Annotated in this window: 20 protein-coding genes and 2 tRNA genes; 12 read left to right on the top strand and 10 right to left on the bottom strand. The window is 68.9% G+C overall.

Annotated features, from left to right (window positions below):
- Nucleotides 1–1,148: hypothetical protein (locus tag ACIWQI_RS04560; protein WP_396655927.1), on the bottom strand; the 1,148-nt coding region annotated here is incomplete at its 3' end.
- Nucleotides 1,149–1,257: 109 nt separating this feature from the next.
- On the opposite strand from ACIWQI_RS04560, the gene ACIWQI_RS04555 reads away from it, so the two are divergent.
- The 5 genes from ACIWQI_RS04555 to ACIWQI_RS04535 are packed head-to-tail and all read left to right on the top strand — an operon-like array spanning nucleotide 1,258 to nucleotide 3,850.
- On the top strand, nucleotides 1,258–1,764 hold the full coding sequence (locus tag ACIWQI_RS04555) for a hypothetical protein (protein ID WP_396655926.1): 507 nt from the start codon (nucleotides 1,258–1,260) through the stop codon (nucleotides 1,762–1,764).
- A 21-nt stretch (nucleotides 1,765–1,785) separates the two neighbouring features.
- The gene (locus ACIWQI_RS04550) at nucleotides 1,786–2,343 is read left to right on the top strand and encodes a hypothetical protein (protein ID WP_396655925.1); all 558 of its coding nucleotides are present in this window, start codon (nucleotides 1,786–1,788) and stop codon (nucleotides 2,341–2,343) included.
- A gap of 18 nt (nucleotides 2,344–2,361) precedes the next feature.
- Complete coding sequence (locus tag ACIWQI_RS04545) at nucleotides 2,362–2,961, top strand: hypothetical protein (protein WP_396655924.1); 600 nt, start codon at nucleotides 2,362–2,364, stop codon at nucleotides 2,959–2,961.
- Nucleotides 2,958–3,173 carry a DUF6186 family protein gene (locus ACIWQI_RS04540; protein ID WP_396655923.1) on the top strand — a complete coding sequence of 72 codons (216 nt, stop codon included), beginning with the start codon at nucleotides 2,958–2,960 and terminating at the stop codon, nucleotides 3,171–3,173. The genes ACIWQI_RS04545 and ACIWQI_RS04540 overlap by 4 nt, the downstream gene beginning before the upstream one ends.
- A 41-nt stretch (nucleotides 3,174–3,214) precedes the next feature.
- Nucleotides 3,215–3,850 (top strand): hypothetical protein, encoded by a 636-nt coding sequence (locus tag ACIWQI_RS04535; protein WP_396655922.1) that lies wholly within the window; start codon nucleotides 3,215–3,217, stop codon nucleotides 3,848–3,850.
- Nucleotides 3,851–3,862: 12 nt separating this feature from the next.
- Here the strand turns inward: ACIWQI_RS04535 and ACIWQI_RS04530 are convergent.
- From ACIWQI_RS04530 to dnaA, 9 genes are all read right to left on the bottom strand, one after another.
- Nucleotides 3,863–3,935, bottom strand: a tRNA-Ala gene (locus ACIWQI_RS04530).
- 10 nt (nucleotides 3,936–3,945) lie between these two features.
- Nucleotides 3,946–4,022, bottom strand: a tRNA-Ile gene (locus tag ACIWQI_RS04525).
- Between the two features lie 58 nt (nucleotides 4,023–4,080).
- Nucleotides 4,081–4,485, bottom strand: a complete 405-nt coding sequence (locus ACIWQI_RS04520) for a DUF3566 domain-containing protein (RefSeq protein WP_396655921.1) — start codon at nucleotides 4,483–4,485, stop codon at nucleotides 4,081–4,083.
- Nucleotides 4,482–7,004: a DNA gyrase subunit A gene (gene gyrA, locus ACIWQI_RS04515; RefSeq protein ID WP_396656125.1), complete on the bottom strand. Its 2,523-nt coding sequence runs from the start codon at nucleotides 7,002–7,004 to the stop codon at nucleotides 4,482–4,484. The genes ACIWQI_RS04520 and gyrA overlap by 4 nt, the downstream gene beginning before the upstream one ends.
- A 64-nt stretch (nucleotides 7,005–7,068) precedes the next feature.
- Nucleotides 7,069–9,108, bottom strand: coding sequence for a DNA topoisomerase (ATP-hydrolyzing) subunit B (gene gyrB / locus ACIWQI_RS04510; protein ID WP_396655920.1), 2,040 nt, complete (start codon nucleotides 9,106–9,108; stop codon nucleotides 7,069–7,071).
- A gap of 111 nt (nucleotides 9,109–9,219) precedes the next feature.
- Entirely contained in the window at nucleotides 9,220–9,714 is a 495-nt protein-coding gene (locus ACIWQI_RS04505; RefSeq protein WP_396655919.1) for a DUF721 domain-containing protein, read from the bottom strand.
- A complete protein-coding gene (recF, locus tag ACIWQI_RS04500) occupies nucleotides 9,692–10,831 on the bottom strand; it encodes a DNA replication/repair protein RecF (protein WP_396655918.1) in 1,140 nt (379 codons plus the stop codon). The genes ACIWQI_RS04505 and recF overlap by 23 nt, the downstream gene beginning before the upstream one ends.
- Nucleotides 10,832–10,856: 25 nt before the next feature.
- Complete coding sequence (dnaN, locus tag ACIWQI_RS04495; RefSeq protein ID WP_396655917.1) at nucleotides 10,857–12,011, bottom strand: DNA polymerase III subunit beta; 1,155 nt, start codon at nucleotides 12,009–12,011, stop codon at nucleotides 10,857–10,859.
- Nucleotides 12,012–12,411: 400 nt separating this feature from the next.
- Nucleotides 12,412–13,821 carry a chromosomal replication initiator protein DnaA gene (dnaA, locus tag ACIWQI_RS04490; protein WP_396655916.1) on the bottom strand — a complete coding sequence of 470 codons (1,410 nt, stop codon included), beginning with the start codon at nucleotides 13,819–13,821 and terminating at the stop codon, nucleotides 12,412–12,414.
- Between the two features lie 315 nt (nucleotides 13,822–14,136).
- On the opposite strand from dnaA, the gene rpmH reads away from it, so the two are divergent.
- From rpmH to ACIWQI_RS04455, 7 genes are all read left to right on the top strand, one after another.
- Nucleotides 14,137–14,274: a 50S ribosomal protein L34 gene (gene rpmH / locus ACIWQI_RS04485; RefSeq protein ID WP_067947540.1), complete on the top strand. Its 138-nt coding sequence runs from the start codon at nucleotides 14,137–14,139 to the stop codon at nucleotides 14,272–14,274.
- Nucleotides 14,275–14,607: a ribonuclease P protein component gene (rnpA, locus tag ACIWQI_RS04480; protein WP_396655915.1), complete on the top strand. Its 333-nt coding sequence runs from the start codon at nucleotides 14,275–14,277 to the stop codon at nucleotides 14,605–14,607.
- Nucleotides 14,604–14,960 carry a membrane protein insertion efficiency factor YidD gene (yidD, locus tag ACIWQI_RS04475; protein WP_396655914.1) on the top strand — a complete coding sequence of 119 codons (357 nt, stop codon included), beginning with the start codon at nucleotides 14,604–14,606 and terminating at the stop codon, nucleotides 14,958–14,960. The genes rnpA and yidD overlap by 4 nt, the downstream gene beginning before the upstream one ends.
- Before the next feature lie 3 nt (nucleotides 14,961–14,963).
- Entirely contained in the window at nucleotides 14,964–15,998 is a 1,035-nt protein-coding gene (yidC, locus tag ACIWQI_RS04470) for a membrane protein insertase YidC (RefSeq protein ID WP_396655913.1), read from the top strand.
- A gap of 26 nt (nucleotides 15,999–16,024) precedes the next feature.
- Entirely contained in the window at nucleotides 16,025–16,528 is a 504-nt protein-coding gene (locus tag ACIWQI_RS04465; protein ID WP_396655912.1) for a protein jag, read from the top strand.
- Nucleotides 16,525–17,148 (top strand): 16S rRNA (guanine(527)-N(7))-methyltransferase RsmG, encoded by a 624-nt coding sequence (gene rsmG / locus ACIWQI_RS04460; protein WP_396655911.1) that lies wholly within the window; start codon nucleotides 16,525–16,527, stop codon nucleotides 17,146–17,148. Before ACIWQI_RS04465 ends, rsmG begins: the two co-directional genes overlap by 4 nt.
- A 575-nt stretch (nucleotides 17,149–17,723) precedes the next feature.
- On the top strand, nucleotides 17,724–17,980 hold a 257-nt coding region (locus ACIWQI_RS04455; RefSeq protein ID WP_396655910.1), incomplete at its 3' end, for a GIY-YIG nuclease family protein.

The raw sequence follows: 17,980 nt of genomic DNA, 5'->3' as shown, positions 1-17,980 counted from the left end.
TGATGCTGCACCGGTCGCAGGCGTTCCGGGTCGAGCGCTCTCCGGATGACGTTGACGGCGACCGCGAACCGATTGGCGAGCGCCGCCGGCGCCTCACCGGGCCACAGCGCATCCATGAACACCTCACGGGAGGTGGCGACGCCCCGTGCGGCGACGAGCATCTTCAGCAGGTCGCGGGCCTTGCGCGAAGACCACCGGGCCCGTGTCCCTGCCAGTGAGATCACCTCGAAGCGTCCGAGGACGCGGACCTGCGGACGGGACCGGGCTCGGCGCGCGAGTGCGCTGAACCCGCGCGCCCGGGCCGTCGCGCGCGCTTCGGCGAGCAGGTCGTAGGCGGGGACGTCGCCCAGTCCGTGGCGCAAGGCGAACTCCGCCAGCTCGATCTGGGCTTCGGCGTGCCATGCGACGGCTCCGACCCTCGCGGTGAGCTCGACGGCGAGTTCGAGGTGCTCGCGAGCGTCGTCGAACAGCTCCAGCTGCTCTTCCAGCAGCCCCAGCGTGCGCGCGCAGGTGCCCCAGAAGGGGACGCCGGCGCCGACCGGGACGAGGCGATCCGCGAACGGCAGCAGCATCGTCCTCAGCCGCGCGATGTCCTCCCGTGCGCCGGAGTGCCGTGCGATCTCGGCCAGGGTCGTCACCGTCGCCAGCCAATAGCGGTCGCGCGGCAGGTCGTCCGCCGCAGGCAAGGTGCGTGCCAGGGCCTCGCCCGAGGCGTGCCGCCCCTGCTGCAACCACAGCCACGCGAGCGCCGCCGGCCACAGCGCCTCCTGCGGATACGCGCGACGGGCGGCGAGGTAGCCCTCTTCGACGCCGTCGCAGCTGTTCTGCATCCAGCGGATCATGCCCAATCTCGTCACATAGAGCGCGAGGGCCTGCGAGCTCGTCTCCCGTGTGCGCCGGTAGTTCTGCTCGATCTGCTGTTCGGCCAGATCCACGACGCCGTCGAGGATCGTGCGCAGGCAGGTGTACCAATCAGCGGGCGTCTCGTGTCCCTCGGCGCCTGCATCGGAGCCGCGCTGCGCGAGCAGTGCGCTGTCGAGCGCGCGCGTGTCCCCCTTCTCGAAGAGCCGGCGGAGAAGAGCCGCCCGGGAATCGTCGCCTCTGCTGTCCTCGCGCACTGCGGATGTCGGCCACACGGTCGGCCCCATGCTCGATCACGTCCTTCTCCACCGCACACGGCGAAGCTTCCCCCCGCGCCAGAGCCCCCGGCGCCACGGCTTTCATTATGCTCACATAACCTTCCCTAGCGTGGCGGGTATGAGTTCCCTGCCTCTTTCGACGCTCGCACGGGGCGCCGCCGTCCTGTCCGCAGCCCTTGTCGCGCTCGCGTGCGGAGCCTGCGCCGCACCCGCGGGCGGACAGGACGCCGCCCCGCCGGATCCGGAAGCGGATTCCGGGTCGAACACCGCCGGGACCGCCCAGCTGGTGATGGACGACGCGACGTTCACCTTCACACTCGCGCACTGCGCGGTGACAGCGACGGACGCGCTCGCGCACGGCCCCGGTCAGCATGACGGCACCCAGGAGCCGGCCTACCTGGACGTGGACCTCGTCCTGGACGGCACGACGACCGGAGGCGTCTCGGTCGACCTGGGGGCCACAAGTCGCTTCGAGTCGTCCGACGACGCGTACACCTTCGACACGGAGTACTTCGCCGGCGACTACGCGCTGCAGTTCCGCGACGGCGAGCTCGAGCTGGAGGCAGACTTCCACCGCGGCGGTCCCGAGTCCACGAGCGCCGGCACGCTCACCGTGGCCTGCTGAGGAGACCGGATGCGCCCGTCGATGAGCAGCACCGCGTGGACAGCTCTCGTCGCGTCGACCACGCTGGTGCTGGTCGGTTGCGGCACGGATGCCGCAACCCCTCCCGCTGGTTCGCCGGCCGCGAGCGCCACAGCGAGCCCGGACACGGCGACGGCCGAGCCGGATGCTGATCCCGGGCACTGCCTGCACGGATCGTGGCTCGCAGACAACGAGTACTTCCTGGCGAGCATCCGCGAGTTCGGCGACGAGGTCAAGGGGGTCACCGGCGAGGTGGTGCTGACCTTCGGTGAGGACGGGTCGCTCACCACCGAGTACCGCGACTGGGTGATCTCGGCGATCGCCGACGGCGTCTCCGTCACCATCCGCCGCGACGGCGTCGACACCGGCGTGTACTCCGTGGATGCCGATGTCCTGACTGTGGAGGAGACGCGGATCGGCTCGACCCTGGTCATGTCCGCATCGGGTGCGGACATGACCATCACGCCGGCTGCGGCGGCATATGCGGACGCTCCCTTCGACTGCGACGCTGCAGCGGCAGCCATCACCACGGTGGACGGAACACTGCAGCTGACGCGCTGAGCCCGCCAGGATGGAGGCATGAGCGAGAACGCGGATCGGGCTCGTGCGGACCTGCGGGACCATCCGCTCGGTGCCATCGCGTGGATCGCGATCCTCGCGATCACCGGGGTCGTGCAGCTGCTGCGGCAGCAGCTCGGCGACGCGCTGATCTTCGGCATCGCGTCACTGCTGCTGCTGCTCGTGGCGGCAGGGGCCCTGCCGATGCTCGAGCGGCTGCGCCGCCCGGCGGTGGCGGTGACGGCGATGGGCGCGGCAGCGGTGGCGATCGCCGTCGCGGTCGTGCCCCGCCACTCCGTGCTCGCCGGCATCACGTTCCTCGTCATCCTCGTGCTCGCGCTGGTCGCCGCCGCCCCGACTGCCGATCCCCGTCCCCGCACCCGCTGGCCGAAGGCGCTGCGGCGCCTGGCCTGGGCATGGGCGGTGATCTGGATCGTCGCGTGCCTGTGGGAGCTGCTCCAGGTGCTGCTGGGCGGCATCACACCCGGCGGCCGCACCGCACACCCCGCGCTCAGCGATCTGCTCGATCCGCTGCTGGCACAGCCTCCGGGACGGATCGCGTTCGCGGTGTGCTGGACGGCGATCGGGGTGTTCCTGGTGACCCGCGGAGGCCGACGATGATCGCCGGCATCCTGGTCTTCCTCCTCTGCCTCGCCGCGCTCCTCGTGTCGGCGTGGGCGGCTCGCGCCGCCGACCCCCATGCCACGGTCGTCGAGCTGTTCGACCGCGCGCTCGCGGACCGCACGGTGAAGCTGGCCATGCTCGTGTGCTGGTGGTGGATCGGCTGGCACTTCCTCGTCGCGCAGACGGTCGATCCCGGTGCCGTGATGTGACCTCGTGCGCCACCCCCCCCCGTCGGTCGTACCCTTGGACCATGGCCAGGACGACGGCCAGGACAACGGATGCGACGACGAGCACGGACGGCCGGGCTGCCGATGCGCGGCGCGGGGCGGTGTGGCGACTCGGCGCGCTGGGCGCGGTGGCCGGCGTCGCCTGGGCGGCCGGACTGCGCGCCTACATGGCCGAGCTCGAGAGCATCTCGACGGTCAGCTGGGTCGGCACCTTCGTCGCGATCCTGCTGCCCGGCGCGATCTGCGGCGCACTTCTGGGCGTCGCCGAGGCGCGGCGGCGTGCCGGCCGGACACGAGGACTGCGGTGGTTCGCGCTCGCCCCGCTCGCGTTCGCCGTCGTTACCCTCGCCCTGCCGGGCGCCCTGTGGACCTTCCTGACCACCGGGCTCGGCGGCGGCGCGCTGGCCGTCCCGGTCATGGGCATCGCGGGCGGCTTCGCTCTCGGCCAGAGCGGTCCGCTGTGGTCGCGCATCGCCGCCGGCGTGGTTTCCGTCCTGCTGCTGGCCGGCATGATCGCGACCGTACCGACCGTCGGCGGCCTGCCGCTGACCACACCGCGCGGTGCGTGGATCGCGGTGCTGATCTCGTCGCTGCTGGTGGTCCTCGCCGCAGCGAGCTCCATCCCGTTCCGGCGCGCGCGGATCGGTGCGCACGACTGAGAGAGAGTGGTGTGGAGCCTAGCGGGCTCGAACCGCTGACCCCCTGCTTGCAAAGCAGGTGCTCTACCAACTGAGCTAAGGCCCCCTGGGCGGGGTGGTGGGGCTACCAGGACTTGAACCTGGGACCTCTTCATTATCAGTGAAGCGCTCTAACCGCCTGAGCTATAGCCCCGTCAACCTCCAAGACTTTACCCGACGCGCGGGCCATTCCAGAAATCCCGCGGGCCGGCTCAGTGGGAGGTGAAACCGACCAGCAGGCCGCCGGTGATCTTCACCGCGAGATTGTAGATGCCCGCCACGACCGCACCGAGCACGGTGACCACGATGAGGTTCAGGATCGCCACGACGACCGCGAAGGCCATGACCTGGGGGAAGCCGATGTACGTCTCGAGCGAGACCCCGCCGTCCGAGATGCTCTGGAAGAGGTCGTCGACGGTGCTCAGCACGCCGGTGGTCCGCACCACGAGGTAGACCAGCAGGAAGCTCACGATCGTGACCACCGCGAGCGCGACCGCAGCGAGGAACGACAGCTTCAGCGCCGACCAGAAGTCGATGTACACCAGCCGCAGCCGCACCTGCTTGGCACTGGTGCGGTGCGTGGATTTCTTCGCGAGCTTGTCGGCTACCGTGCTCATGCGTCAGTACTCGTCTCTTCGGGGGTGTCTGTGGAAGCGTCTGCGTCGGGAGCCGGATCGGGCTCCTCGTCGGCGACCAGGCCCCGCTCGGAGTTGCGCGCGATGGCGATGATCGAATCGCCCTCGGCGGTGCGGGCGAACACGACTCCCATCGTGTCGCGGCCCTTCGCAGGCACCTCGGCCACGGAGGAGCGTACCACCTTGCCGCTGGCAAGAACCACCAAGACCTCGTCGTCCTCGTCCACGATGAGCCCGCCCGCGAGATCGCCGCGATCGTCGTTGAGCTTGGCGACCTTGATGCCCAGACCGCCCCGCCCCTGCCGCCGGTACTGGTCGACGGCGGTGCGCTTGGCGAAGCCCCCTTCGGTCACCACGAAGACGTACCCGTCGTCGCTGACCACCGATGCCGACAGCAGGCTGTCGCCCTCGCGGAAGGACATGCCCTTCACGCCCTCGGTGGCCCGGCCCATCGGACGCAGCGCCTCGTCGGTCGCGGTGAACCGCAGCGACATGCCCTGCCGGCTGATCAGCAGGATGTCGTCGTCCTCGTCGACGAGCATGGCGCTGACGACCTCGTCGCCGTCCTCCTCGTCCTGGCCGCGCAGGCGGATCGCGATCACGCCGCCCTGACGGTTGGTGTCGTACTCGGTCAGGCGCGTCTTCTTCACGAGCCCGCCCCGGGTCGCCAGCACCAGGTAGGTCGCCGCCTCGTAATCGCGGATGTCGAGGATCTGCGCGATCTCCTCGCCGGGCTGGAGGGCGAGCACGTTGCGCACGTGCTGACCCTTGGCATCCCGCCCCGCCTCGGCGATCTCGTACGCCTTGGAGCGGTAGACCCGGCCCTTGTTCGTGAAGAACAGCAGCCAATGGTGCGTCGTGGTCACGAAGAAGTGCTCGACCACGTCGTCGGCGCGCAGCTGCGCCCCTCGCACCCCCTTGCCGCCGCGGTGCTGCGGGCGGTAGTTGTCGCTGCGGGTGCGCTTGATGTAGCCGTCGCGGGTGACGGTGACGACCATCTCCTCCTCAGGGATGAGGTCTTCATCGGTCATGCCGCCCTCGTACCCGTACAGGATGTTCGTGCGGCGCTCGTCGCCGAAGCGCGCGACGATCTCGGTGAGTTCGTCGCGGATGATCGTGCGCTGGCGGGCCGGGGTGGCGAGGATCTCCTTGTAGTCGGCGATCTTCAGCTCGAGCGCGGCCGCGTCGTCGATGATCTTCTGCCGCTCCAGCGCCGCGAGGCGGCGCAGCTGCATCGACAGGATCGCGTCGGCCTGGTCGTCGTCGATCTCGAGGAGGCGCTTGAGCCCCTCGCGCGCCTCGTCGACGGTGGGAGAGCGGCGGATCAGCGCGATGACCTCGTCGAGCGCGTCCAGCGCCTTGAGGTAGCCGCGCAGGATGTGCATGCGCTTCTCCGCCTCGCGCAGCCGGTAGTCGGTGCGGCGCACGATGACGTCGATCTGGTGGTCGATCCAGTGCGTGACGAATCCGTCCAGCGACAGGGTGCGCGGCACCCCGTCCACGATCGCCAGCATGTTGGCGCCGAAGTTCTCCTGGAGCGAGGTGTGCTTGTACAGGTTGTTCAGCACGACCTTGGCGACGGCGTCGCGCTTGAGCACGATCACGAGGCGCTGACCGGTCCGGCCGGAGGTCTCGTCGCGGATGTCGGCGATGCCCGAGATCTTGCCGTCGCGGGCGAGATCGGCGATCTTGACCGCGAGGTTGTCGGGATTGACCTGGTAGGGCAGCTCGGTGATCACCAGGCACGTGCGGCCCTGGATCTCCTCCACCTCGACCACGGCCCGCATGGTGATCGAGCCGCGGCCGGTGCGATAGGCATCCACGATCCCGCGCGTGCCGAGGATCTGCGCGCCGGTCGGGAAGTCGGGGCCCTTGATGCGCTGCATGAGGCCCTCGAGCAGCTCTTCGCGCGTGGCCTCCGGATGCTCCAGCGCCCAGAGGGCGCCCTCGGCGACCTCGCGCATGTTGTGCGGCGGGATGTTGGTGGCCATGCCGACGGCGATGCCCACCGAGCCGTTGACGAGCAGGTTCGGGAACCGCGCCGGCAGCACCGTCGGCTCCTGGGTCTGGCCGTCGTAGTTGTCCTGGAAGTCGACGGTCTCCTCTTCGATGTCGCGCACCATCTCGAGCGCGAGCGGAGCCATCTTGGTCTCGGTGTACCGCGGCGCGGCGGCGCCCTGGTTGCCGGGCGAGCCGAAGTTGCCCTGACCGAGTGCGAGCGGGTAGCGCAGCGACCACGGCTGCACCAGGCGCACGAGGGTGTCGTAGATCGCCGAGTCGCCGTGCGGGTGGTACTGGCCCATGACCTCGCCGACGACGCGCGCGCACTTGGAGAACGACTTGTCGGGGCGGTAGCCGCCGTCGTACATCGCGTAGATGACGCGGCGGTGCACGGGCTTGAGGCCGTCGCGCACGTCCGGCAGCGCCCGCCCCACGATCACGCTCATCGCGTAGTCGAGGTAGCTGCGCTGCATCTCCGCCTGGAGGTCGACCTGCTCGATGCGGCCGTGCTGGTGGCTGTCGGAGGCGCCGGTCGGATCGCCTGCCGAGCCTGTCGAAGTGTCGTCAGATGTCAAGGAAACGCACGTCCTTCGCGTTCTTCTGGATGAACTGGCGGCGCGACTCGACGTCCTCGCCCATGAGAGTCGTGAAGATCTGGTCGGCCGTGGCCGCGTCGTCGATCGTCACCTGGCGCAGGGTCCGGGTCTCCGGATTCATGGTCGTCTCCCAGAGCTCCTTGTCGTTCATCTCGCCCAGGCCCTTGTACCGCTGGATGCCGTTCTCCTTCGGGATACGCTTGCCGCTTGCCAGACCGTCGGCCAGCAGCGCGTCGCGCTCGGCATCGCTGTACACGTATTCGTGCGGTGCGTTCGACCACTTCAGCCGGTACAGCGGTGGCATCGCCAGGTACACGTAGCCCGCCTCGATGAGCCCGCGCATGTAGCGGAACAGCATCGTCAGCAGCAGGGTTGTGATGTGCTGGCCGTCCACGTCCGCATCGGCCATCAGCACGATCTTGTGGTACCGCGCCTTGGACACGTCGAAGTCCTCGCCGATGCCGGTTCCGAACGCCGCGATCATCGCCTGGATCTCGTTGTTGCTCAGCGCGCGATCCAGGCGCGCCCGCTCGACGTTGAGGATCTTGCCGCGCAGCGCCAGGATCGCCTGGGTGTGCGGATCGCGACCCTGCACGGCGGAGCCTCCGGCGGAGTCGCCCTCGACGAGGAAGATCTCGCTGATCGACGGATCCTTCGAGGTGCAGTCCTTGAGCTTGTCGGGCATGGACGCCGACTCGAACACGCTCTTGCGGCGGGCGGTCTCCCGCGCCTTGCGAGCGGCGATGCGCGCCGTGGCGGCATCGATCGCCTTGCGCACGACGAGCTTGGCCTGATCGGGGGTGCGCTCGAACCAGTCACCGAGCTGGTCGCCGACGATCTTCTGCACGAACGCCTTCGCCTCGGTGTTGCCGAGCTTCGTCTTGGTCTGACCCTCGAACTGGGGCTCGCCGAGCTTGACCGAGATCACCGCCGTCAGGCCCTCGCGCACGTCGTCGCCGGAGAGGTTGTCGTCCTTGTCCTTGAGCAGGCCCTTGGCCCGGGCGTACTTGTTGACGAGTGTGGTCAGCGCGGCGCGGAACCCCTCTTCGTGGGTGCCGCCCTCATGCGTGTTGATCGTGTTGGCGTAGGTGAAGACGTTCTCGGTGTATCCCGTCGTCCACTGCATGGCCAGCTCGAGGGCGATCTTGCGCTCGGTGTCCTCGGCCTCGACCTCGATGATCTGGTCGTTGACCACCTCGGCACGCCGGCTGCGGTTCAGGTACTCGACATAGTCCACCAGGCCCCGCTCGTACAGGAACGACTCCGAAGGCCGGCGGGTCACCAGCTCGCCGTCCACCTCGACCTGCTCGGCCGACTCCTCGCGCTCATCGACCAGATCGATGCGCAGCCCCTTGTTCAGGAACGCCATCTGCTGGAACCGGGTGCGCAGGGTCTCGTACTCGAAGTGCACCGTCTCGAAGATATCCGGGTCGGGCCAGAACGTGATGGTGGTGCCCGTCTCGTCGGTCTCCTCGCCGCGCTCGAGGGGTGCCAGCGGCGTGCCGCCGTCGCGGAACGACTGGCGCCACACGTATCCCTTGCGTGCCACCTCGACGTCGAACCGGCTCGACAGGGCGTTCACCACCGATGAGCCCACACCGTGCAGGCCGCCCGAGACGGCATACCCGCCGCCGCCGAACTTGCCGCCGGCGTGCAGCACGGTGAGCACGACCTCGACGGTGGACTTGGTCGGGTCGGACGAGTGCGGATCGACGGGGATGCCGCGGCCGTTGTCGACGACGCGGATCGCCCCGTCGGCGAGGATCGTCACCACGATCGTGTCGCAGAAGCCGGCGAGCGCCTCGTCCACGGAGTTGTCGACGATCTCGTACACGAGGTGGTGCAGACCCCGCGGGCCGGTCGAGCCGATGTACATGCCCGGGCGCTTGCGGACGGCCTCGAGCCCCTCGAGCACCTGGATGTCGTCTGCTCCGTAGTGGCTGAGAGACGCGGCGGCCGTAGAATCAGCGAGTTCCTCAGGAACGCTTTCAGAGGCAGATGACGTCATGGATGTTCGAGCGCTCCTGTTCACGTTTCAGATCCGCTCCATTCTACCGGAGGAAAGCGCCATACGCCCGTCTGACGCCCCAGAAGCGGTCTGAATGGCCGTGATGGTGGCTCAGCCGTAGGTGTCGCGCGGACCGCGCCCTGGGATCGCTCTGGGGCCCCATTTCCAGGAGGGTACGTCCGGCCCGATGAAGCGGATGCCGGTGATGCCCGCCTCAGGCAGCTCCGTCACGATCCGGGTGAGGATGGCCGAGCGGATGAACTGCAGGTTCTTCGCCCACGCCGTCGAGTCGCACTGCACGGTCAGCATCCCCTCGCTGAGCGCGACCGGCGCCGCGTGCTGCGCGGTCTCCGCGCCGGCGATGTCGGCCCAGCGCAGCACCAGGTCCTCCTGCGACAGGCGGCCCTCCCACCCCGCCTCCCGGGTGAGCGAGGTGATCACCTCGCCCAGCCCGCGCGGGTCGCGACCGGCGGTGAAAGGCTGGTTCTCGTCGTCCTCGCGACGACGCCGTCGCTTGAGCCGGCGGGCCGAGGGGGGAAGGCCGCGCAGCCGCAGGTAGGTGACGACGGTCTCGGGCAGGTCGTCAGCCGGGTCGGACATCCGCATCCTCCCGCACGATCCGGCCGGCCCGCACCCGCACCACGTTCGCGCGCAGCTCCGCCGGCACGTCGGCGTCGACGGCCGCGGTCACGATGACCTGCTCGTAGTCCGCGACGAGGGCGGCCAGACGCGCCCGGCGGTCGGCGTCGAGCTCGGCGAACACGTCGTCGAGGATCACGACCGGGTCACCGGTCATCGAATCCTCGCGCAGCAGCTCGGCTCCGGCCAGACGCAGGGCCAGGGCGATCGACCACGACTCGCCGTGCGAGGCGTAGCCCTTCACCGGCAGACCGCGCAGCCGCATGATCAGGTCGTCGCGGTGCGGCCCGACAAGGGTCACCCCGCGGTCGAGCTCTTCGGCGCGCTGCGCGGCGAGGGTCTCGCGGAACGCCTCGACCACGGCATCCCTGCTCATCTGCGCCGTCGGCACGACCGTCAGCGCCCACTCCAGTTCGGGCGTGTGATCTTCGCCGGCGATCGCCGTGTACGCGGCGTGCATCGGACCGGAGAGCTCCGCGGTGAGCCGCTCCCGCGCGACGATCAGCTCCGCCCCCAGAGTCACGAGCTTCTCGTCCCACACATCGAGGGTCGCCAGGCCGTCGCCGCGGATGCCGCGCGCCCGTGCGGACTTCAGCAGCGCATTGCGCTGACGCAGCACCCGGTCGTAGTCGGCGAGCACACCCGCCAGGCGGGGGGCGCGCTGCACCAGAAGCTGATCGGCGAACCGGCGCCGCGCCGACGGATCGCCGCGCACGATCTGCAGATCTTCGGGGGCGAACAGCACCACGTGCGCGTGGCGGGGAAGCTCGGTCGGCTTGACCGGCGCGCCGCCGATGCGCGCGCGGTTCGACCCCTGCCGGTTGATCTGGACCTCGAGGGTGATGCGCCGCTCGCCGTGGCCGAGCCGGGCGCGCACGAACGCGGCATCGCTGCCCTCGCGCACGAGGGGCGCGTCTGTGGCGACCCGATGCGAACCGAGGGTGGCGAGGAACGCGATCGCCTCGGCCAGATTGGTCTTGCCCTGACCGTTGCGGCCGACGAACACGTTCGGCCCCGGGTGCAGCTCGACGTCGGCCTCCGCGTAGTTGCGGAAGTCGACCAGTCCGAGCCGCTCCACGATCACCCCATCACCCTATGCGGGCGGGGCGTCAGCGCAGCAGGAGGTTGGGCTGCAGCAGGTACTTGAAGGTGTCTGCGTCCGACCGTTCGACCGAGGTCTGCGCGGTGATCAGCACGGGGCTGAGCTTGTTGGCGTTCTCGCTGGACGTGAAGGTGATGCGCACGAACTCGCTGCGCACCGCCCCGAGCGCCTCGAGCAGATACTGCGGGTTCAGGCCGAGCGTCACGTCGTCGCCACCCAGAAGCGTGGCATCGACGGACTCCGACGCCCGCGCCTGCTCGCTGCCCGAGGCATCCATCGTCACGCTGTCGGCCGTGAAGGTGAACCGCAGCGGCGCCGCCCGGTCGAGCACCAGCGACACCCGTCGCACGGCCTCCTGCAGATCGCCCGTGTTCACGACGGCGTGATGGTCGGTCTGCTCGGGGAACAGGCGCCGCACCGGCGGGAAGTTGCCCTTGATCAGCAGCGACGTGACCGTGCGGTTTCCCGCGGTGAACGCGACGATCTCACGATCGCCTGCGCCCGAGAACGCGATCGAGATGTCGCCGCCGTGCGAGAACGTCTTGCCGACCTCCTGCAGGGTGCGCGCAGGCACGAGGGCGGTCGTGGTCTCCTCGCCCGCGGCCGAGCCGCCGTCCCAGGGGATGTCGCGCAGCGCGACCCGGTACCGGTCGGTGGCGACCAGGCTCAGCTGCGTTCCGCTGACCTCGAGCTGGACGCCCGTGAGCACCGGGGTCACATCGTCGCGGGATGCCGCGAACGCCACCTGTGCGATGGCCGTCGCGAAATCGTCCGCCGGCACGAGCCCGGACTCACCGGTCACCTCGGGGATCGCCGGGTACTCCTGCACCGGCATGGAAGCGAGCGTGAAGCGCGCGGATCCCCCGGTGAGCACGATGGCTCCGTCCTCGTCGACGGCCACTTCGATCGGCTGGTTGGGCATGCGACTGGCGATCTCCGACAGCAGCCGCCCGTGCACGAGGATGGTGCCCGGCTCGTCGACGGACGCCTCGATGACCGTCCGGGCCGACGCCTCGTAGTCGAAGGCCGCGAGCGAGAGCCCCTCGTCACCGGCTTCGATCAGCACGCCCGCGAGGATCGGCTGCGGGTTGCGCTGCGGCAGCAGCTTCACGACGAACGAGACCGCCTCGCTGAAGACATCGCGGTTCACGTGGAACTTCACCGGCACTCCCTTGTCGTCCTGGGGCTTGGGTAACCCATGCTAGTGCCCGGCGCCCGCGGCGCCAGAGCCCGCATGCCGTCACGGTCACGGTGATCGGATGAGCCCCTTGAAGAGAAGATCCCGTTAATGGTCTTAACGCCTGTGTGAACTGTGGACGACCGGCGCGATCCCAGCCGGCGTGTGGGAACTACATCGCTGTGAGATGTGGAGGCGATGGGAGCGGGTCCGGAAGAGGCGGGATGCCGGTGGCCGGCTCTCCACATGGAGCACCGGATCCATGCACAGTCCGGGGCGCGCGATCCACAGTTATCCACAGGTTGTCCACACTGTGCAGAAGTGGAATGTAGTGGCGTCCTCGCGGAGATGTCAAGGACAGATCGGGGAATATGAAAGGTGCGGGTCAGCGCGTGCGTCCGAGCTGCGTGGTGATCTCGGTGACCTGGTTGTAGATCGAGCGCCGCTCCTTCATCAGATCGCTGATCTTGCGGTGCGCGTACATGACCGTGGTGTGATCGCGATTGCCGAAGAGCTGACCGATCTTCGGGAGCGACAGGTTGGTGCGCTCGCGGCACAGGAACATCGCGATCTGGCGTGCGAGGGCGACCGCCTGCGACCGGCTCGAGCCGTACAGGTCGTCGACGGTGAGCTGGAAATACTGCGCGGTCGCCGTGATGATGTCGGTCGGCGAGATGACGTTGGCGTCGCTCTGGTCGACGATGTCGCGCAGCACCGTCTGGGCGAGCGACATGTCGAGGGTCGACCGGTTGAGGTTCGCGAACGCGGAGACGCGGATGAGGGCGCCTTCCAATTCCCGGATGTTCGACGAGACGACCGTGGCGATGTACTCGAGCACCTCGTCGGGGAACTGCAGCCGCTCGCTCTGGGCCTTCTTGCGCAGGATGGCGATGCGGGTCTCCAGGTCGGGAGCCTGCACATCGGTGATCAGACCCCACTCGAAGCGGCTGCGCATGCGGTCTTCGAAGCCGGTCAGCTGACGTGGCGGCACATCGCTGGTGATGACGACCTGCTTGTCGTGGTCGTGCAGCGTGTTGAAGGTGTGGAAGAACGCCTCCTGCGTCTCGGCGCGGCCCTGAAGGAACTGGATGTCGTCGATCAGCAGGATGTCGACCTCGCGGTAGCGCGCCTGGAAGGCCGATCCGCGGTTGTTGGCGATCGAGTTGATGAAGTCGTTGGTGAATTCCTCGCTGGACACGTACCGGACGCGTATCCCGGAGTACAGGCTCAGCGCGTAGTCGCCGATCGCGTGCAGCAGGTGGGTCTTGCCCAGGCCCGAGTCGCCGTAGATGAAGAGCGGGTTATAGGCCTTCGCCGGTGCTTCGGCCACGGCGACCGCGGCGGCATGGGCGAACCGGTTCGACTGGCCGATGACGAAGTTGTCGAACGTGTACTTCGGGTTCAGCCGGGTGTCGGTGCGGGGCGCCGCGGCATCCATCGGCTGCTCGGTCCGCGGGGTCGGCGGTGCTGCGGCCGGCGCCAGGTGCTGCAGCGGGATGGGCGCGGTCAGGTGGGAGTCGGTGAGCTCGGGGTTCACGACGACGCGATAGCTCGTCACCGACCCGTCGGGATCGGCGGCGCCGACCGCTTCGAGGATCGAGGGTCGCATGCGCTTGTTCAGCTGCGCGGCGGTGAGGTCGTTGGGGACGTCGAGGTAGAGGATCCCGCCCATCACGCCCTGCGGTACCGCGAGATCGAGGAAGCCGTGCAGCTGCGGCGTCACGCGTTCGTCGCGGGAGAGGATGTCGAGCACCGCCGACCAGATAGGTACGTCTGGCTGATCCTGCGGTGTCATGGCCCCCCCGGGTGTGCGAACGCCACAGGTCGTCGTCGACCATCGCCGTCCGTCGCACGCGCAGCCTGTGGATAACTGCCTGAGACACGGTAGTCAGGCCGTGACTGCAGGGCAAACTCCACTGTATGACGGGGGCGCGTGTCCCTGCCAGGGGTCAGCCGCTTCGTGTGGATAATGGCGTTCTCACAGCCGCCGGGTTTGCCAACGGAACGCCGAGGACGTAGCCTTAATCGGTTGACTTGTGCCTATCGGCATGTCCCGTCCACGTCGTCTCCGGTCGCAGAGTTCCCGGTGACCGAACCTCCGGAGTGATCCATGAGCAAGCGCACGTTCCAGCCCAACAACCGCCGCCGCGCCCGCAAGCACGGCTTCCGCGCCCGCATGCGCACCCGCGCCGGCCGCGCCATCCTGTCGGCCCGCCGCGCCAAGGGCCGCACCGAGCTGTCGGCGTAGGTGCTCGCGAGGCCGAATCGACTGACCCGCGGTTCCGACTACAAGACGGTCGTGCGGCGGGGCTCACGGTGTGCCGGAGCGCACACCGTGACGCATGTCCTGGCCTCGTCCGAGACCACGGCTGTGAGGTTCGGTTTCATCGTGAGCAAACAGGTCGGCACGGCGGTCGTGCGCAACACGGTGCGGCGCCGGCTGAAGGCGGTGTGCGCCGCGGCGCTGCCGGAGGTCCGCCCCGGAACGGACGTCGTCATCCGCGCGCTGCCCGCTGCAGCATCCGCGACCTTCCCGCAGCTGCGCGACGAGGTGCACCGGTGTCTGAGGAGGGCGGCGTGAGCGTCCTTCCGGCGACCGCCCGCGGAGAAGCGCGCTTCGAGGCATCCGACCTCGTGCGTTCGCTGCCGCTGGTCCCGCGCAACCTCGCGCTGGCGCTGCTGCACGGATATCGCGCGACGATCTCGCACACCTACGGCGACGTGTGCAAGTACTTCCCGTCGTGCTCGGCCTACGCGGTCGGTGCGGTGCAGCAGCACGGCGCGATCGTCGGCTCGGCGCTGACCGCAGCGCGCCTTGCCCGCTGCCACCCCTGGGCGAAGGGCGGCATCGACGACGTGCCGCCGCGCAAGGACTTCCGCTACGGTCTGACCCGCCACGGGTTCGTCGTACCCACTCCCCCTGGAAAGGACTGATCCGTGGATTTTCTCGGAATCATCCTCTGGCCGCTGAAATGGGCGGTCGAGCTGATCCTCGTGGCCTGGCACTGGCTGTTCACCGCGATCGGGCTGCCGGCCGGAGACGGCATCACCTGGGTGCTGTCGATCGTCGGTCTGGTCGTGGTCGTGCGTGCGGCGGTCTTCCCCCTGTTCGTGCGGCAGATCAAGTCGCAGCGCAAGATGATGGAGATCGCCCCTGAGCTGAAGAAGGTTCAGGAGAAGTACAAGGGCAAGCGCGATCAGCTGTCTCGCGAGGCGATGAGCCGCGAGACGATGGCGCTGTACAAGAAGCACGGCACCACGCCGGTGTCGAGCTGCCTGCCGATCCTCGTGCAGATGCCCATCTTCTTCTCGCTGTACAGCGTGCTCAGCTCGATCAAGGTGAACGCCGGCCAAGGGCTCGGCGGCGTCGGGGTCCTCTCGCCGGAGCTCACCGAGGAGTTCTACGACGCGAAGCTGTTCGGCGTGGTCTCGCTGCACGAGACGCTGATCGATGCGTTCAACACCGAGAACGTCCCCGCGATCGTCCTGCTGATCGTGCTGGTGGTGCTGATGATCGCTTCGCAGTTCTTCACGCAGCTGCAGATCATTTCGAAGAACCTGTCCCCCGAGGCCAAGACCGGCCAGGCGTACCAGATGCAGCGCATCATGCTCTACATCCTGCCGCTGGGCTTCATTTTCTCGGGAGTCTTCTTCCCGCTCGGCGTGGTGATCTACTGGTTCGTATCGAACCTTTGGACGATGGGACAGCAGTTCCTCGTCATCCGCGAGATGCCCACGCCCGGCTCCGAGGCGGCGAAGCAGCGCGAGGAGCGCCTGGCTCGCAAGGGCAAGGCCATCGACTCCAGCGGCAAGGTCGTGCCGATGGCCAAGTACGAGGCTGAGCAGAAGCGCCTCCTCGAGGAGGCCGAGCGCGCAAAGGCCGAGACGCCGAAGCGGCAGCAGCCGATGAGCAAGCAGCGTGCGAAGAAGAAGGGCGGCGGGAAACCGCCCGGGAAGCCCGCCAACCCGTAGCCACTGCCGAGATGGACGAGGAAGACATGTCAGAGAGCAACACCGTTCGTGCTGAGCACGAGGACGCAACGATCGCCCAGCTCGAGGAAGAGGGGGATATCGCGGCCGACTATCTCGAGGAGCTGCTCGACATCGCCGACATCGGCGGCGACCTGTCGCTCGACGTGCGCGCCGGTCGCGCGTACGTCTCGGTCGAGGCCGATGGCGACGGCTCGCTGTCGCTGCTGTCCGACCCCGAAACCGTGCAGGCGCTGCAGGAGCTCACCCGCCTCGCGGTGCAGAACCGCACCGGCCGCTTCTCGCGGCTGATCCTCGACATCGGCGGATCGCGCGACGCGCGACGCGCGCAGCTCGAGCGCCTGGTCGACCGTGCCGTGGCCCGGCTCGACGAGGGCGCGTCGCAGGCGTCGCTGCCGGCGATGTCGAGCTACGAGCGCAAGCTCGTGCACGACATCGTGGCCGAGCGCGGATTCACCTCGGAGTCGTTCGGCGAGGGCGCCGACCGGCACACCGTCATCCGTCGCGCGTGACCGCGCTCGAGCAGGAGCCGGATGCCGCAGCCGCGGTGTTCGGTGACCGCATCGAACTCGCCCGCGACTTCACGACTGCGCTGGCGGCAGAGGGCGAAGAGCGCGGGCTGATCGGGCCGCTGGAGCTTCCCCGCCTGTGGAGCCGGCACATCCTCAACAGCGCGATCGTCGCTCCCCTGTTCCACGGGCGGGTGGGAGACGTCGGCTCGGGGGCGGGGCTGCCCGGTCTCGTGCTCGCGATCGCGAGGCCCGATGTGGAGTTCGTGCTCATCGAGCCGATGGAACGACGCGTGACGTGGCTCGAGGAGCAGGTCGCCGCGCTGGGGCTGACGAACGTGGAGGTCGTGCGCGCGCGCGGCGAGGAGTGGAGCGGCCGCGGGACGCTGGATGCCGTCACCGCCCGCGCGGTGAGCGCGTTGCGCACGCTCATCCCCGTGACGGCGCCGCTGGTGCGAGACGGCGGCGAGCTCGTGCTGCTCAAGGGCGCGAATGCGCCGGCCGAGATCGCGGCCGCGGCGAAGCAGATCCGCCGGTTCCACCTGAAGGACGTGCGTGTCGAGGTCGTGGGCGAGGGCGTGCTGGCCGAGCCCACCCGCGTGGTGCGCGCCACCGTTCGCTGACCCGCGTTTCACGTGAAACGCGCCGTGCGCCTCCGCGGCGGCGCCTCGACAGGCTCGGCGACCCCCCGACCCGCTCCCCGAGCTTGTCGAGGGGCTGTTCGGTGACCGCGCCGAGGCAGGGCGCTCGCTCCCCGAGCTCGTCGAGGGGCGTCCTCCCTCGCGCCTCGACAGGCTTGGCGACCGTCCCGCGTTCCCCGAGCTTGTCGAGGGGCGGGCCATGCCGTTCGCCTCGACGGGCTCGGCGGCCGCGCCCGTCCGTTCCCCGAGCTTGTCGAGGGGTTGTTCAAGTGGACGCGCCGAGGGAGGGGCGCTCGCTCCCCGAGCTCGTCGAGGGGCCGCCTCCCCTGCGCCTCGACGGGCTCGGCGAGCGTTCCCGTCCGTTCCTCCCGAGCGTGTCGACGGGATGTTTCACGTGAAACGCCGCGGCCGCGGCGACCGGCCTTCGCTCCCCGAGCCTGTCGAGGCGGGGCGGCGAGTGATCGTTTGCCCCTGCACATGGCCCTCAGAGCAGCTGACTGTCCACACCGGCGCGGCGCAGGGACCGGTGGGCGCCGGATGCCCGTCACCCTCGACGGATGGCGTACGTAGACATCCTTCAATGCAGCGACGGCACCTACTACACCGGCAGCACCGTGAGAGATCCCGCACAGCGCGAGTGGGAGCACAATCACGACTGTGGGTGGGGTGCCAACTACACCAGCAAGAGGCGCCCGGTGATCCTTGTCTACACCGAGCACTTCGAGAGCATCGAGGAGGCATACCAGCGGGAACGCCAGCTGCATGGGTGGGGACACACGAAGAAGGCCGCGCTGATCGCAGGCAGGATCGAGGA

It is taken from the genome of Microbacterium sp., from assembly GCF_044508325.1.
In the GTDB taxonomy this organism is placed as follows: Bacteria; Actinomycetota; Actinomycetes; order Actinomycetales; family Microbacteriaceae; genus Microbacterium.
This window is presented reverse-complemented; position numbering and strand designations above follow the sequence as displayed.